We start from the raw sequence: 15,650 nt of genomic DNA on the forward strand, positions 1-15,650 counted from the left end.
GCCCGCAGGTCCATTCCCGGCAGGGATCTGGCTGCGGGGGCCCGCCCCGTCAGTCCAGGCCCGCGATGATGGCGCGCAGGGTTGCGATGCCCTGCCCCTTGTCCGAGCTTGTGATCACAAGTTCGGGATAGGCGGCGGGATGCTTCTGCAAGGCCTCGGCGACCTGGGCCACGGTCGTCTCCATCGCCTGGGTGCCGATCTTGTCGGCCTTGGTCAGAACCACCTGGAAGGGCACGGCGGCGCGGTCCAGCAGCTTCATGATCTCGTGGTCGACATCCTTGACGCCGTGGCGGGCGTCGATCAGCGCGAAGGCCCGGCGCAGCGTCGGGCGGCCCGACAGATAGGATTTCAGCAGCGCCTGCCATTTCGCCACCACCGCGACGGGGGCCTTGGCAAAGCCGTAGCCCGGCAGGTCGACCAGATAGGCGCGGTCGCCCAGGGTGAAATAGTTCACCTCTTGCGTGCGGCCCGGCGTGTTCGAGGCGCGGGCAAGCCCGTTCCGCCCCGTCAGCGCGTTGATCAGGCTGGACTTGCCGACGTTCGAGCGGCCGGCGAAGCAGACCTCGGGCCGGTCGGCGGGGGGCAGGCCGTCCATGCCGACCACGCCCTTCAGGAAATCGACCGGGCCCGCGAACAGCTTGCGCGCCGCCTCGGCGGTGTCGGGATCGGGCTCGGGGGCGACGGGAAAGGCCACCTTCATGCGCAAATCTCGTCGTTCAGGGCGATCTCGCCGCCGGTGACGACCTCGGCGTAGATGCCGAAGTCGGAATGGCCGAACTGCGCCTGCAGCGCCTGCGGCATGTCGATGTCGATGCAGCCGGACGCGGTATCGGCGCTGGTGGCGGCGCAGCGGCCAATGGTCTCGGTCACGCGCAGTTCGACCCCGCCCACGGTCAGGATGCGGCCGATCAGGTCACGCTCGGCCCAAGGCTGCCAGCCGTCGATCCACAGGTTCGCGCGCCAGCGTTCGACGCCCAGGGGCAGGCCCAGCCGGGTTTCAAGGTCGCGAAGGCTTGCCAGCGACAGGATCGACAGCCAGGGCTGGCTGACGTCGGTCCAGCCGGTCGGGCCCTGGACCAGCCGCGTGGGTGCGGGCTTGTCGGCGGGCCACAGCGGCGCGATCCATTCGACCAAGCGCGATCCTTCGGTCTCGGGGTCGAACCGCAGCGGGGGGCGGTCGGGATGGGTCAGGGACAGCTGGCCCGCATCCTCGTCCCAGCCGCCCGCGACGGCCTGCAGGGGTGCCGAGGCCACGCCACGCACGAAGCAGGATTTCGGCAGCCAGCGCGCCGGGCGCGGACCGTCCCCGGCGTGGCGTTCGCCGGCCTCGGTCAGCAGCGCCCATTGCCGGTCGCCGGCCAGGCGCTGCGCGGCGCGCAGGGTGGCCCGGCCCAGATCCTCGCCGCCGACGGACTTGATCGGGTGGCGCCGGATCCGGGCGATGCGGCCGGTCATTTGCCCGCCTTGCCGCCGGGCTTGTCGCCGCCCTTGGCGGCAGGCTTTCCGGCGGGCTTGGCCTCGGCCTTGCCGCGCGCCGGCAGGCTGGAGCGGATGTTGCCGAACAGGTCGGGCCGGTGGCCGTGCATCGACATGATCGTGTACTGCTGGGCAATCGTGATCAGGTTGTTGGTGATCCAGTAAAGCACCAGACCCGAGGCAAAGCCGCCCAGCATGAACATGAAGATCCAGGGCATCCAGGCAAAGATCATCTTCTGCGCCGGATCGGCGGGGGCCGGGTTCAGCTTTTGCTGCATCCACATGCTGATGCCCAGGACGATCGCCAGCGCCGGCAGGGTGAAGCTGTGCAGGAAGCTGCCCTGCCCCGGCGTCGCCCAGGGCAGCAGGCCGAACAGGTTCCACAGGCTGGACGGATCCGGCGCCGACAGGTCGCGGATCCAGCCGATCCAGGGCGCGTGGCGCAGTTCGATGGTGACGAAGATCACCTTGTAGAGCGAGAAGAAGATCGGGATCTGCAGCAGCACCGGCAGGCAGCCCGCGGCGGGGTTCACCTTCTCGCGCTTGTAAAGCTCCATCACCTCTTTCTGGTACTTCATCCGGTCGTCGCCGACACGCTCCTTGATCGCCTCCATCTGGGGCTGCAGTTCCTTCATCTTGGCCATCGAGATGTAGGACTTGCGCGCCAGCGGAAAGACCAGCAGCTTCAGGATGAAGGTCAGGCCGATGATCGACCAGCCCATGTTGCCGATGAAGCCGTGCAGCCAGTGCAGCAGGCGGAAGATCGGCTTGGTCAGGAAATAGAACCAGCCCCAGTCGATCGAATCGACGAAGCGGTCGATGCCGGGGTTTTCCTGATAGCCGCGGATGGTTTCCCAGACCTTGGCGCCGGCGAACAGATAGCTGGAACTGCTCGCGGTGGCGCCGGGGGCGACGGTCTGCATCGGCATCCGCGCCTCGGTCTGGAAGATGTCGGCGCCGGGGGCGTATTTCACCACGGCGGTAAAGGCCGAGCCGGGCGCGGGGGCCAGCGTCGTCATCCAGTACTTGTCGGTAAAGCCGATCCAGCCGTTCTCGGCCACGTCGGTCAGCAGGGCCGGCCCCTCGGCGCCCGTCGCGGCAAGCTCGGTGATGGCCTTGTATTTCTTTTCCAGAAGCTGGCCGTCGGTCATGCCGACGACGCCTTCGTGCAGGACGAAGAAGTTCTGCGTGTCGGGCCTGCCGTGGCGCGCGAGAATCCCGTAGGGCGCGGCCGAGAACGGCGTGGCGGCGGTGTTTTCCAGCGACTGGCTGATGGTGAACAGGAACTTGTCGTCCAGTTCATAGGTGCGGCGGAAGATCTGGCCCGCGCCGTTGTCCCAGGCCAGCGTCACCGGCTTGCCGGGCGCCAGCACGTCACCGGATTCGACCCGCCAGACCGTCGCCGGCCCCGGCACCAGCGCGGGGTCCGTGCCCGGGCCGGGCATCCATCCGTAGACCGCATAATAGGGCTTTTGCAGCGTGACCGACAGGTTGCCGCCGGGCGCCACGGGCGAGCCGTCGGCCTTGATCCCGGGCTGGGCGGTCGGCGACAGCAGGCGGACATAGGGCGAGTTCGGATCCAGCGTCTCGTGATAGCCGGTCAGTTCCAGATCGTCGATCCGGCCCCCGGCGAGCGAGATGCTGCCCCGGAGCGAGGGCGATTCGACCCGCAGCCGCTGCGCCCCGGCCGAAGGATCGGCGCTGGCCGTGCCGAGCGTCGGCGCGTTCGCCGCAGGCGGCGCATCCGGCGTGGCCTGGCCCGGAACCGTCTGTGTCTGCGCGGTTTGTTGCGCGGGCGGCGCGGGTTCCGGCGCGAAGAAGATCGACCAGACCAGGATGACGAGGGCCGAAAGCACCATCGCCAGAATGAGGTTGCGGTTGTTGTCTTCCATGCCGGACCTGTCCTTCGTCGTCTGCGACCCCGTGGGGTTCGGGCCGCTTCAACAGAAGCGACCGCCAAAGGTCAAGGGAATTTGCCGCAGGCCGACATGGCGCAGGGCCCTTCCCCACCCTGGACAGAGGCCGCGAGGGTCCGCGCCCCGGGGGCGCCGGCCGGCGCGCGCCTCAGGCCCGGCGGCTCAGGCCGAACCGGGGCGGCAGGCTCGTCTCCAGCGCGGTCAGGACCTCGTCCATCTCGCGCGCCGTCTGTGGCGGAACCACGGCACGGCCCTGGATCGCGCCGAAGCCGATCTGGGACAGGAAGGATTTCTCGTCGATGGTGGCGACGCCGTCCGCCAGGGTCGCCAGACGCAGATGCTCGGCCAGGGCCAGGATCGCCAGGATCATCCTTTGCTGGTCCACCCGGCGGTCGCAGCCCGCGGTGAAGCCGTGCCCGACCCGCACGCGCGAGACGCCCAGCAGCCGGATGTCGTCCAGCCCCGCCTGGCCGCTGCCGAAATCGCCGATCGCGATCCGGCACCCGTTCGAGCAGAGCCGCTGCAGGTTCTCGACCACCGGCGCCCGGCCGCCGCTGCGGCCGATGGGCTCGGTCACCTCGATCTCAAGCCGCGCGGGCTCCAGCTCCAGCCGGTCGAGTTCCCACAGCACCGCCTCGGTGAAGGCGGGGTCGGCCAGCACGCGGTCGCCCAGGGGCAGCGTGACCACCGGCACCTGCAGCCCCATCCGGTCCCAGCCCCGCAGCGCGCTCAGCGCCTGGCGCAGCACCGCGCGCTGCGCCGCACCCAGCACTTCGTCGGACAGGCGGGTCTGGAAATCGGCCAGGTCCAGCGGGCCCAGTTCGGGATGCTCGACCCCGGCCAGCACCGACAGCCCCACCACCCGCCCGGTGTCGCAGCATATCTGCGGCTGAAAGCGGCACTGTACCTGGTCGGGCGAAAACAGCGGCTCGGCCCGAAGCGGCGGTTCCTCTCGGCTATATTCGACAAAGCGCAACTGCCCGCCCTGCGTCAGCGGGCTGCAGGCGTCCAGCGCGTCGCGGCCAAAGGCGTAAAGCGCCGCCTGGCCGGCCCGCCCGCCGTCATCGCTGACGATGACCGCGTTGACGACCGGCGTCACCCGGATTTCGCCCAGGTCCACGGGGCTGCGGCAGATCGCGCCCAGTTGCGCGAGATGGCCCGGTAGGGCGGAACTGCGCCGCACCGCCAGCAAGCCGTAAAGTTCGGTCTGTCCCGGAAAGCGGGCCTGCGGCACAAAGCGCAGTTCGGCCGTCAGGCGCAGGGCCAGCGCCTCGACCAGCCGGTCCAGCGCCCGGGGGCCCAGGCTGGCGCGCAGCATCTCGGCATTCTCGATGCGCAGGACCAGGGCGGCCCGGGTTTTCGCCGGCGGCGGCACCACTCCGCCCGCCTTGCCGACCAGCCGCCGAAGGCGCGCGGCCGCCGCATTGATTCCGTATGCCATAGTCCGATCCGAATCATGTTGCCTGACCCGAGACTAGCGGCGGGGTGCTTTTCGTTCCGTTAAAGTTCGCGCAGCACCGGCACTTCACGGCCCAGTTTTTCATTAAAATCCGACCGATCGGGCGTCAGGGCGGCGAAATCGAACAGTGCCGGGTCCGGCAGATGCGACGGGCGCACATTGGTCAGCGCCCGGAACATCACCTGGCGCCGGCCGGGGCTGCGGCTTTCCCATTCGTCCAGCAGCCGCTTGACCTGCATGCGCTGCAACCCCTCCTGGCTGCCGCACAGATCGCAGGGAATCACCGGATAGTTCATCGCGCGGGCAAAGCGGTCGCAATCGGCCTCGGCCACGAAGGCCAGCGGGCGCAGCACGTTCAGGTCGCCGTCCTCGTTCAGCAGCTTGGGCGGCATCGAGGCCAGCCTGCCGCCGTGGAACAGGTTCATGAAGAAGGTTTCCAGGATGTCGTCACGGTGATGGCCGAGGACGACGGCCTGGCACCCCTCCTCGCGCGCGATGCGGTACAGGTTGCCGCGCCGCAGCCGCGAACACAGCGCGCAATAGGTTCGCCCCTCGGGGACCTTTTCCTTCACGATGGAATAGGTGTCCTGGTATTCGATGCGATGGGGCACGCCGCGCTCGGTCAGGAATTCGGGCAGGACCGTCGCGGGAAAGCCGGGCTGGCCCTGGTCGAGGTTGCAGGCCAGCAGATCGACCGGCAACAGGCCGCGCCACTTCAACTCGTGCAGCACGGCCAGCAGCGTGTAGCTGTCCTTGCCGCCCGACAGGCAGACCAGCCAGCGCTCGCCAGGGCGCACCATGGCATAGGTCTCGATGGCGGCGCGGGTCTCGCGCACCAGGCGCTTTCTCAGCTTGCGGAACTCGGTCGAGGACGGGGCGCCGCGAAACAGCGGGTGGATGTCCTCGGCCGGCTCGTCTTGGTCGTGGGTGTCGTCCCGCATCGGTGCATCCTTTGGGGTCTGATGGCGTGGATGGCCGGGGCGTCAGTCCCGCCCGCAGCCCCGGGGTTCCGGCACCGGGTCGAAGCCCTGCCCGCCCCAGGGGTGGCAGCGGCACAGGCGGCGCGTTGTCAGCCAGGCGCCGCGCAACCCGCCGTGCCGCTCCAGCGCCTCGAGCGCATAGGCCGAGCAGGTCGGCTGGAACCGACAGGCGTGGCCAACCCAAGGGCTTGCGGCCAGCCGATAGGCCCGGACCGGCAGCGCCAGCAGATGGGCCAGCGGCGTCACGACCGCGATCCCTTGCGCGACGCGGCGGCACGCGCCTCGTGCACCCGGGCCAGCGCCTGTTCCAGATCGCCCCGCAGCTCGGCGAAGTCGCGGGCGATGGTGGCCTCGGGCCGTCCGACCAGTACATAGTCCCAGCCGGGTCGGGACCGCGCGGGCAGGATCTCGCGCGCCAAGGCCCGCAGCCGGCGCTTGGCGCGGTTGCGGGCCACCGCATTGCCGATCTTCTTCGAGCAGGTAAAGCCCACCCGCACCGCGTCCGACCCGTCGTCGCGATAGCGCGCCTGCAGCAGGAAGCCCGCCGTTCCCTGCCGCCGGGCCGAGGCCGCGCGCAGGAAATCCGCCCGCTGACGCAGGGTGACAAGCTTCGGCCGGCCGGCGTCCCCGGAAATGCCGGAAGCCGCCCTGCCCGGCACGCCCTCTTGAGCATTCCGGTCAGCGGCGGCGTTTTCGGCTGCCTCTGGCATCAGCGTCGGCCCGCGCCGTGGCGCGTCGGCGCTTATGCGCTGAGAACCTTGCGGCCCTTGGCGCGGCGGGCGTTCAGAACGCGGCGGCCGCCCTTGGTCGCCATGCGCGCGCGGAAACCGTGACGGCGGGCGCGAACCAGGTTCGACGGCTGGAAAGTGCGTTTCGACATCTTCAAACTCCGGGGTCAAGGCGCGTACGGGGTATGGGCCATCGGCCCACGCAAGACGCGCCGGTCTATTCGAGGCCCGCTGCATAGTCCCGCCCCGCCCGCAAGTCAACCACATTGACCACGCCGGGCTGCGCGTGTTCATGACCGTGAAGGAAATGCCGGCGCCGGACCGGCCGCGAGCCGGCGCGGCGGCCCGGCACGGAACCCTGGGCCGGTCACGAATGTTTGAACTGCGGCCTGCAACGCCTTATGTGTCTGGCAAAGGCACGGCCCTGGAGAAGAACTGCATAAGGTCACCATGTCCCTGAATACCCTCTCCGGGCGCTTTGCGGTCCTGACCGGGATCTTCGTGATTCTGGCCGAACTGCTGATTCTGCTGCCCTCGCTTGCGAATTATCGCCAGGACTACCTGGAATCGCGCCTGGAACGCGCGCAGATCGCCAGTCTCGCGCTGCTGGCGACCGATGAATCGCTGGCCTCGGACCTGGAATCGGAGCTGCTGGAGAACGCGGGCGTGTTCAACGTGGTGCTGCGGCGCAACGACGTGCGCCAGCTGGTGCTGTCCTCGCCCATTCCCGGGCCCATCGCGGCCACCTACGACCTGCGCGACCAGCCCTTCCTGACCTCGGCGCGCGATGCCCTGGCGCAGCTGATGGACCCGCAGAACCGCGTGATCCGCGTGATCGGCGCGCCGGTCAACCAGGCCGGCCAGCTGATCGAGATCACCATGGACACCGCCCGGCTGCGCACCGAGATGATCGACTATGGCCTGCGCCTGCTGTTGATTTCGGCCGCCTTCTCGATCCTGACGGCGTTTTTGCTGAACGTGGCGGCGCAGCGGCTGCTGCTGGTGCCGATCCGGCGCGTCATCAACCACATGACCGCCTATGCCAGCGCGCCCGAGGACGCGCGGCTGATCATCACCCCCACCGCGCGCCTGAGCGAACTGAACGAGGCCGAGACGGCGCTGGCCGCCATGCAGCGCACCGTCACGTCGTCGCTGAAGCAAAAGGAACGGCTGGCCCAGCTTGGTCAGGCCGTGGCGCGCATCAGCCACGACCTGCGCAACATCCTGACCACGGCGCAGATCTTCGCCGACCGGCTGGAAACCAGCGCCGACCCCGCCGTGCGCCGCGCCGCGCCCAAGCTGGTCAATTCGATCAGCCGCGCGGTGAACCTGTGCGAGACCACCCTGGCCTTCGGCAAGGCCGAGGAGCCCGCGCCGTCGCTGTCGCGCTTCAACCTGGCGGCGCTGGTCGCCGAGGTGGCCGAGGCCGAGGCCCTGGCCGCCGAGGGCGCCGCCCAGGACGGCGCCGCCCCGATCGAGTTCCTGACCGACGTGCCGCCCGGCCTGATGGTGCGGGCCGACCGCGACCAGATGTTCCGCGTGCTGTCGAACCTGGTGCGCAACGCCCGCCAGGCGATCGAGGCAACCCGCCGCCCGGGCACCATCGAGATCGGCGCCGGCGAGGACGAAGCCGAATGGTTCATCCGGGTCGGCGACACGGGCCCCGGCCTGCCGAAGAAGGCGCGCGACTATCTGTTCCAGCCCTTTTCGGGCGGTTCGCGCAAGGGCGGCACGGGCCTGGGCCTTGCCATCGCGGCGGACCTGGTGCGCAACCATGGCGGCCGCCTCGACCTGCTGCGCAGCGACGAGGAGGGCACCCAGTTCTGCCTGCGCCTGCCGCGCGAACTGGCCGGCATCCCCCTGCCCGCCGAGGCGCCCGCCGCCTGACCGCCGGGAATTCGACCCCGCGCAGTTTTCTTCGCGCGGGCTCATTTTTGGCCTTGCACCCCCCGGCGCCTGTCTCTAGATAACCGCCTCACAGCGGACCCGTAGCTCAGCTGGATAGAGCACCAGACTACGAATCTGGGGGTCGGGCGTTCGAATCGCTCCGGGTCCGCCATTGAAAAGAACCGCCCCTCGGGGCGGTTTTTTTCATGTCTGGCCCATGGGAAGGCGCCCGGGGCTGGCCCGGGCACCTGGGATCACGCCCCCAGCAGCGCCTCGAGCGTGGCGCGGGTGCGGGCGGGGTCCTCCTGATAGCCGACCAGGCCGGCATAGCGCCCCTCGGCGTCGAACAGCAGGACCATGGCGGAATGGTCCATCGTGTAGCCATCCTCGGTCTGGACCTTGCGGGCATAGACGCGGAACGCCTTGACGGCCTTGGCGACCTCGTCAGGCGCGCCGGTCACGCCCACCACCCCGGGCACCCAGGAGACATAGTCGCGCAGACGCTCGGGCGTGTCGCGCTCGGGGTCGACCGTCACCAGATAGGCGCGCAGCGGCTTGCCCTTGGCGGCGAACTCCTCCTGCCAGCCAGCGATGTCGCCCAGGGTGGTCGGGCAGACGTCGGGGCAATTGGTGAAGCCGAAGAACACCGCCGAGGGCGCCCCCTTGAGGCTGTCCTGCGTGAAGGCCGAGCCGTCGGTCGCGGCCAGCCGGTAATCGCCCCGGCCCAGGTTTGCCGTGCCGGCGTCGGGCAGTGCCGACAGCCGGGGGCCGATCACCTGGATCCAGGCCACGACCAGCACGGCCAGCACCACCAGCCCCCAAAGCGCCCAGCGGATGCGGCGCAGCCCGCCCCTGTTCTCAGTGCCCGGCATGGCTTGCCCCCTTTCCTCCGGCGGGCCCGACCGGCACGGTCAGCGCAACCTCGCCCGCGTGTTCAAAGCGCAGGGTCAGGGGCAGCGCCTGGCCCTCGACGAGCGGTCCCTTCAGTTCCATCAGCATCAGGTGCTGGCCACCCGCCTGCATCGAGGCTGTCTGCCCCGCCGGCACCGGCCAGCCGTCCGGCAAGGGACGCATCCGCATGATGTCACCCTCCATCGCCATCTCGTGGATCTCGACCCGCCCCGCCACGGGGGTGCTGGCCGAAACCAGCCGGTCGTCCGCGGCGCCCTTGTTGGTCACGTCCAGCACGACGCCGCCGACCGGGGCGCCGGGCGGCGTGGCGCGGGCCGAGGCGCCGGCGATGGACAGATCGCCCAGCACGGCCGCACCGGCCGCGTCATGGCCATGGCCATGGGCGTGCCCGTCGCCGTGGTCCGCCGCCTCGGTCACCTGCAGGGCCGGCGCGGGGTTCTCTGCCGCCGCGTTGCCCGAGGCATCGGTCCATTCCGCCGCGGCGCCGTCGCATTCCTGCACGGTCGGGAAATACAGCGTGGCACCCGGCGCGACCTCGGGGCCGATGGTGCCGCGCAGCACGAATTCGTCATACCAGTCGTCGGGCAGTTCGCCCCCCGACCAGGTGATCTCGCGCACCCCCTCGGTCATCGCGGTGCCGTGGTTGTCGTAGGGCCGGGCATAAGGCCCCGTCGTGGTCGCCAGCTGCCAGCCCGGCTTGGGCATCGGCTTGGCGTTGTAAAAGCCGTCCGGGATCTGGACGCGCAAGGTCCGGGTGGCCTTGCCGTCGCAGCCGTGGCCGATGCGCAGCACCGCCTTGTAGGTCGAGCCGGCGGGCGCCTCGGCCCGCTCCAGCGTGACATGGGCCAGCGCCGGGCCCGCCATCGCCGCAATCGAGGCACCCACCAGGGCGCCGAACATGTGTTTCCGCATGAATCCGTTCCGCATGCAAGGACAAGGGGCACACGCCCGAAGGGCGCGCGAACGCAACCGTCACGCGGTGCGCGGCGGACCCCGGGGCCAGGCGGGGCCGGGCGGGTGCACAAGCGCGGGCGACAGGACCGGCGCGGCCTCGGCCAAACGGATCGACAGACGGACGGGCACAGGCAGCACCGGGCCCGACGCCGTCAGCGCGGGCTGGCCGTGCAGCGCCCAGCCGCAGGGCGCCTTGGCGGGGGTGGGATCGTGGCCCAGGTCCGAAACCGGCGTCAGCGTGCCGTCCAGACCCACCGCCATCTCGACCGGGCCGTGGCCGCCGCACAGCAGGACCATGATCCGGCCCTGCGCATCGGCGGCCAGCATGGTCCCCGGCTTGAAGGCGGCAAGCAGCAGAAAGGGCAGCACCAGCACCAGGGCCAGCCAACGCTGCGGCCCCGCCCGGCATCCGATTTTCATTCTGCCCTGCGATGCCATGCCTGCGCCCCGGCCTCCGACCCTTCCCCGTCCCTGCTGCCAGAAAACCCCGTCCGGGGGAACCCCCAAGGCCCGCGACACGATGCAGCATCCGGCGGCGCGGGACAGGACCAAGGCAAGAAAAGGGGATGGCTGGCGACGGGGGCACTGCAACCGTCGCCAGCAGCGCGCTGCCCTGCGCAAGGGTGATGCATCGACACGACCTGACCCGTCGCCATGCCCGAGGCACGCCACCGGTTCAGGAACAGCAGAGCCCTGATGCAAAACCCGCGCATAGATGCAAGGCCATGCGCAACGTGTCGCAGGTTTAGCCAATAGTCCCGGCAGGTTGCAAGCTTTTTGACGCGATTTCGTGACGTCAGTCCCCGAGGCCCTGTTCAGCCGGGAGTTGCGGCTTCCTTGAGCCCGGCCAGAAAGGCGCGGGTGCGCTCCAGCACATGGCGGGCGACCGATTCGATGCCCTCGGCCCGGGTGCGGGCGGTCATCGGCACCTCCAGCGCGACGGGCAGATCCGGGGGCAGCGCGTCCAGGATCGGGCACAGGGGAATCTGGCCCTCGCCGGCGGGCAGGCGCTCGACCCGGCCGGCGTGGAACAGCGCCTCGGTCGTGTAGGGCGGCGCCACGGGCGCGTCGCACAGGTGCAGGAAGGGCATTCGGGGCAGCGCGCGGCCCAGATCGGCGATGCTGCTGGCCGAGCGGTCGAAATGCAGCGTATCGACCAGCAGCCCGGCCTCGGGTCCCGCCGCCTCGACGACGCGCAGCGCGGTCGCGAGGTCGGGCACGGCGGTCCAGGGAAAGAACTCCAGAACCGCCTGCAAGCCCCGCGCGCGGCAGGCGCCCGAAAGGGTGCCGAGCGTATCGGCCAGCCGGGCAAGGTCGGGATCATAGGGCGCGCAGATCACCTGCCGCGCCCCCAGGGTCGCCCCGGCCTCAAGGAAGGGACCCAGCGCGGCCACATCGAGCCCGGGGGTGATGCGGACGAATTCGATGTCCTGCACGCGCAGCCCGGTCCGGTCCAGCGCCGCGCGCGTCGCGGCCATCAGCGCGGGGTCCGCCATCAGCGGATAGCCGGGCGTATCGGGCGTGACCCGGATCAGCCGCAGCCCCACGGCATCATAGCCCAGCCGCGCGGCCATGTGGATCAGCTCGGGCGGCGACAGTTCGATGGCGGTCAGATGGGCAAGCGAGATCGGTCGTGTCATGCGTCCTCCGAATCGGGCCGGCCCGCCGCGTCCCTTGCGGCGACATGGCCAAAGGTCAGCGCGGGGCCCAGGTTGATGCCCCCCGCCGGATAATGCCCGCCCATGACGCTGGCCATGTCGCAGCCTGCGGCATAAAGACCGGGGATCGGCGCGCCCTGCCCGTCCAGCACCCGGGCGCGCGCATCCGTTCGCAGCCCGGCAAAGGTGCCGAAGCTGCCGGGGATCACCCGCACCGCATAATAGGGCCCGCGGTCGATCGGCGCGACGCAGGGATTGGGCTTCACGTCCGGGTCGCCCTGCAGGCGCATGTAAGGGGTGCTGCCCCGCCCGAACGCCGGATCCTCGCCCCGCGCCGCATGGCGGTTCCAGTCCGCAAGCGTCGCAGCCAGCCCTGCGGGGTCGATGCCGCAGGCCCGCGCCAGCGCCTCGGGCGTGTCGCCGGTCTTGATATAGCCGCGCCGGATCCAGGGCCCGGCCGGGACCGGCGCGGGCCGGCTGATGCCCAGCCCATAGCGGCGCTGAAAGGCGCGCGTGCAGATCAGCCAGGATTGCGGCACAGCCCCCTTGGGCACCGCGGGCAGCAGCGCGGTGACATAGTCGTGATAGCCCAGCCGTTCGTTGCAAAAGCGCCGGCCGTCCTGCAGCACGGCGATCAGGCCCGGCTTGCCGCGTTCGATGATATGGGGAAAGACGCCGCGCCGGCCGTCGGGCCAGGGCACCTCGGACACCGGGCACAGCGCGGCGGGGCTTGCCAGGTCGGGGGCCTGCACGGCGCCCAGCGCTTCGGCCAGGCGCACGCCGTCGCCCTGCGCGGTCGGCACGGCCAGGGTGGCGTGGCAGTCGTTGCGCGGGAACTGCGCGGCGCGGCGCGCGCCGTCATGCGGCCAACCGCCGGTCGCCAGCACGACCCCGCGCGCGGCGCGGACCCGCACCGGCCCGTCGGGCGTGTCCAGCACCGCCCCGGCGACGCGGCCCGCGTCGGCCAGAAGCTGTTGCCCCGGGGCCTGCGTCAGGAACACCACGCCGGCGTCCTGCGCCGCCACCATCAGCCGCGCGACCAGCGCCTGGCCGTTGCGCAGCTGCATCGCCCGCCCATGCCGCGCCAGGTCCCACAGATGCCGCCCCACGCGCATCGTCACATGCGCCAGCGACCGGGCCGAGCGGCGCATCGTCAGGAAGGCCCGCAGGTCCGCCCCCGCCTGGATCGTCATGCCCCAGAAGCTCGTCTCGCGCAGCGGCGGGCGCAGCAGGTCGATCAGCACCCCCATCCGCCGCCCGTCGTAGGCCGCCGCGATGACGGAACGTCCGCCCGTCCCCGCCCCCGGCAGATGGCCATAGGTGTCGGGAATCCGGCTGCCGCTTTCGAAATCCAGCCCCGCATCGCGCAGGAAATCCACCATGCGCGGCGCGTTTTCCAGGAACGCATCGACCCGCGCGGCGTCGAAATCCGGCCCCAGCGCGGCGGCCAGATACCGCCGCGCCGCGCCCGGCGGATCGGCGATCCCGGCCTCGGCCGCCAGCGCGTTGCCCGGGCACCAGATCCAGCCGCCCGACCAGGCGCTGGTTCCGCCCAGTACCGCGGCCTTTTCGGCCAAGACCACGCGCAGCCCGAGCCGCGCGGCGGTCAGCGCCGCCGACAGCCCCGCCGCGCCCGAGCCCAGCACCAGAAGATCGCAGTCGCGCCGCATTGCGCCTCCATTTAATGGAATGATGTTCCATTATTGAAAGAAAGGCAACAAATCAACTCATCTTTCCCCGCGCCGCGATCTGTGGTGTTCTCGCCTCCGCATCTTCAGACCACGAGACCCCCATGAAAACCTCGATCGCAACGGTATCCTTGTCGGGCAACCTGACCGAGAAGCTGACCGCCATCGCCGCCGCCGGCTTTGACGGGATCGAGATTTTCGAACAGGATTTCATCGCCTCGGACTTCAGCCCGGCCGAGGTCGGGCGCATGGTGCGCGACCAGGGGCTAGAGATCACCCTGTTCCAGCCCTTCCGCGACTTCGAGGGCCTGCCCGAGCCCCACCGCTCGCGCGCCTTTGCCCGCGCTGCGCGCAAGTTCGAGCTGATGAACCAGCTGGGCACCGATCTGGTGCTGTTCTGTTCCTCGCTGCACCCAGCGGCGATGGGCGGCATCGACCGCATGGCCGCCGACTTCCATGACCTGGGCGAGCTTGCCCGCCAATACGGCATCCGCGTCGGGTACGAGGCGCTGTGCTGGGGCCGCTTCGTCAACGACCACCGCGACGCATGGGAGGTCGTGCGCCGCGCCGACCATCCGAACATCGGGCTGATCCTCGACAGCTTTCACACGCTGGCGCGCCGGATCGACCCCGACAGCATTCGCGCGATCCCGGCCGACAAGATCTTTTTCGTGCAGATGGCGGACGCGCCGGCCATCGACATGGACCTGCTGTACTGGTCGCGCCACTTCCGCAACATGCCGGGCGAGGGCGACCTGGACGTCACCCGCTTCATGCGCGCGGTCATGGCAACGGGCTATGACGGCTGGCTCAGCCTGGAAATCTTCAACGACCAGTTCCGCGCGGGGCTGCCCCGGCTGGTGGCGCTGGACGGGCACCGCAGCCTGATCGCGGTGCAGGACCGCGCCCGGCGCGCCGAGCCGGCGCTGCAAACCGACCTGCCCGATTTCCCGCCCCCTCAGCAGGTCGGCGGCATCCAGTTCATCGAGTTCGCCACCAGCGAGGACGAGGCCCCGGCGCTGGGTGCGCTGCTGGCCGCGACGGGCTTCCAGCCCGCCGGGCGCCATGTCTCCAAGGCCGTGACGCTGTGGCGGCAGGGCGATGCGAACGTGCTGGTCAACACCGACCCGCGCGGCTTTGCCCGCACCTCTTACGTGGCGCATGGCACGACCGTTTCCGAAATCGGGCTGAACCTGCCCGACGCGCAGGCAGCGCATGCCCGCGCGACCGCGCTGCTGGCACAGCCCCATGCCCAGGACGTCGGCGCGGGCGAGCTGTCGATTCCCGCCATCCGGGGCGTCTCGGGCAGCGTCATGCGGTTCCTGGACAGCCGCTCGGACCTCGCCAACATCTGGCAGGTCGATTTCCGCATCGACCAGCCGCAGGTCGCGGGCGCCGGCATCACCGGCATCGACCACCTGGGCCAGACCATGCCCTATGACGAGATGCTGTCGTCGTCGCTGTTCTACACCGAAATCTTCGACGCGCAGAAATCGCCCATGGTGGACGTGATCGACCCCGACGGGCTGGTGCGGTCGCTGGCCATCCGCTCGGGCGGGATGCGCGTCACCCTGAACGGGGCCGAGGCGCGCCGCACCCTGGCCGGCCGCTTCATCGAGGAAAGCCTGGGCTCGTCGGTCCAGCACATCGCATTCGCCAGCGCCGACATCTTCACGACCGCCGCGGCGCTGGAGGGGCTGGGCTTTCCGGCCCTGCGCATCGGCGCGAATTATTACGACGACGTGGCCGCCCGATTCGGCCTTGACGCGGCGCTGACCGAGCGGCTGCGCCGCCACAACGTCATGTATGACGAGGACGCGGGCGGCCAGTTCTTCCAGCTGTATTCCACCCCGCGCGAGGACGGATTCTTTCTGGAAATCGTCCAGCGTCAGGGGAATTACGCGGGATACGGCGCGCCGAACGCGCCCTTCCGCATCGCCGCCCAGAAACGCACGGCCCGCCCGGCGGGAATGCCGCGCGCCTAGGCGCGTG

Annotated in this window: 15 protein-coding genes and 1 tRNA gene; 3 read left to right on the forward strand and 13 right to left on the reverse strand. The window is 70.2% G+C overall.

Going from position 1 to position 15,650, the window contains the following annotated elements:
• Window positions 1-49: 49 nt before the first annotated feature.
• From yihA to rpmH, 8 genes are all read right to left on the reverse strand, one after another.
• Window positions 50-700 carry a ribosome biogenesis GTP-binding protein YihA/YsxC gene (gene yihA, locus BU28_RS0102500; RefSeq protein WP_028718042.1) on the reverse strand — a complete coding sequence of 217 codons (651 nt, stop codon included), beginning with the start codon at window positions 698-700 and terminating at the stop codon, window positions 50-52.
• Window positions 697-1,455, reverse strand: a complete 759-nt coding sequence (locus BU28_RS0102505) for an MOSC domain-containing protein (protein ID WP_028718043.1) — start codon at window positions 1,453-1,455, stop codon at window positions 697-699. The genes yihA and BU28_RS0102505 overlap by 4 nt, the downstream gene beginning before the upstream one ends.
• A complete protein-coding gene (gene yidC, locus BU28_RS0102510) occupies window positions 1,452-3,368 on the reverse strand; it encodes a membrane protein insertase YidC (RefSeq protein ID WP_028718044.1) in 1,917 nt (638 codons plus the stop codon). The genes BU28_RS0102505 and yidC overlap by 4 nt, the downstream gene beginning before the upstream one ends.
• Window positions 3,369-3,540: 172 nt before the next feature.
• On the reverse strand, window positions 3,541-4,833 hold the full coding sequence (locus tag BU28_RS0102515) for an EAL domain-containing protein (RefSeq protein WP_028718045.1): 1,293 nt from the start codon (window positions 4,831-4,833) through the stop codon (window positions 3,541-3,543).
• A gap of 59 nt (window positions 4,834-4,892) precedes the next feature.
• A complete protein-coding gene (gene ttcA / locus BU28_RS0102520) occupies window positions 4,893-5,792 on the reverse strand; it encodes a tRNA 2-thiocytidine(32) synthetase TtcA (protein WP_028718046.1) in 900 nt (299 codons plus the stop codon).
• Window positions 5,793-5,834: 42 nt separating this feature from the next.
• Entirely contained in the window at window positions 5,835-6,077 is a 243-nt protein-coding gene (gene yidD / locus BU28_RS0102525; protein ID WP_028718047.1) for a membrane protein insertion efficiency factor YidD, read from the reverse strand.
• The gene (rnpA, locus tag BU28_RS21840) at window positions 6,074-6,541 is read right to left on the reverse strand and encodes a ribonuclease P protein component (protein ID WP_051577685.1); all 468 of its coding nucleotides are present in this window, start codon (window positions 6,539-6,541) and stop codon (window positions 6,074-6,076) included. The genes yidD and rnpA overlap by 4 nt, the downstream gene beginning before the upstream one ends.
• Window positions 6,542-6,573: 32 nt before the next feature.
• Entirely contained in the window at window positions 6,574-6,711 is a 138-nt protein-coding gene (gene rpmH, locus BU28_RS0102535) for a 50S ribosomal protein L34 (protein WP_028718048.1), read from the reverse strand.
• 298 nt (window positions 6,712-7,009) lie between these two features.
• On the opposite strand from rpmH, the gene BU28_RS0102540 reads away from it, so the two are divergent.
• Both BU28_RS0102540 and BU28_RS0102545 read left to right on the forward strand, forming a co-directional pair.
• Window positions 7,010-8,446 carry a sensor histidine kinase gene (locus BU28_RS0102540; protein ID WP_028718049.1) on the forward strand — a complete coding sequence of 479 codons (1,437 nt, stop codon included), beginning with the start codon at window positions 7,010-7,012 and terminating at the stop codon, window positions 8,444-8,446.
• A 95-nt stretch (window positions 8,447-8,541) separates the two neighbouring features.
• Window positions 8,542-8,618: transfer RNA gene (locus tag BU28_RS0102545), tRNA-Arg, on the forward strand.
• A gap of 82 nt (window positions 8,619-8,700) precedes the next feature.
• Here BU28_RS0102545 and BU28_RS0102550 read toward each other — a convergent pair.
• The 5 genes from BU28_RS0102550 to BU28_RS0102570 all read right to left on the reverse strand — a co-directional run bounded on the left by BU28_RS0102550 (window position 8,701) and on the right by BU28_RS0102570 (window position 13,640).
• Entirely contained in the window at window positions 8,701-9,318 is a 618-nt protein-coding gene (locus BU28_RS0102550; protein ID WP_028718050.1) for an SCO family protein, read from the reverse strand.
• Window positions 9,305-10,270 carry a DUF1775 domain-containing protein gene (locus tag BU28_RS0102555; protein WP_051577686.1) on the reverse strand — a complete coding sequence of 322 codons (966 nt, stop codon included), beginning with the start codon at window positions 10,268-10,270 and terminating at the stop codon, window positions 9,305-9,307. The genes BU28_RS0102550 and BU28_RS0102555 overlap by 14 nt, the downstream gene beginning before the upstream one ends.
• 60 nt (window positions 10,271-10,330) lie before the next feature.
• Window positions 10,331-10,732: a DUF2946 family protein gene (locus tag BU28_RS24090; protein WP_051577687.1), complete on the reverse strand. Its 402-nt coding sequence runs from the start codon at window positions 10,730-10,732 to the stop codon at window positions 10,331-10,333.
• 395 nt (window positions 10,733-11,127) lie between these two features.
• The gene (locus tag BU28_RS0102565; RefSeq protein ID WP_028718052.1) at window positions 11,128-11,952 is read right to left on the reverse strand and encodes a sugar phosphate isomerase/epimerase family protein; all 825 of its coding nucleotides are present in this window, start codon (window positions 11,950-11,952) and stop codon (window positions 11,128-11,130) included.
• Window positions 11,949-13,640 (reverse strand): FAD-dependent oxidoreductase, encoded by a 1,692-nt coding sequence (locus BU28_RS0102570; protein ID WP_028718053.1) that lies wholly within the window; start codon window positions 13,638-13,640, stop codon window positions 11,949-11,951. The genes BU28_RS0102565 and BU28_RS0102570 overlap by 4 nt, the downstream gene beginning before the upstream one ends.
• Before the next feature lie 122 nt (window positions 13,641-13,762).
• On the opposite strand from BU28_RS0102570, the gene BU28_RS0102575 reads away from it, so the two are divergent.
• Window positions 13,763-15,643, forward strand: a complete 1,881-nt coding sequence (locus BU28_RS0102575; protein ID WP_028718054.1) for a bifunctional sugar phosphate isomerase/epimerase/4-hydroxyphenylpyruvate dioxygenase family protein — start codon at window positions 13,763-13,765, stop codon at window positions 15,641-15,643.
• Window positions 15,644-15,650 lie beyond the last annotated feature (7 nt).

The sequence above is a fragment of the Paracoccus yeei ATCC BAA-599 genome, from assembly GCF_000622145.1.
In the GTDB taxonomy this organism is placed as follows: Bacteria; Pseudomonadota; Alphaproteobacteria; order Rhodobacterales; family Rhodobacteraceae; genus Paracoccus; species Paracoccus yeei.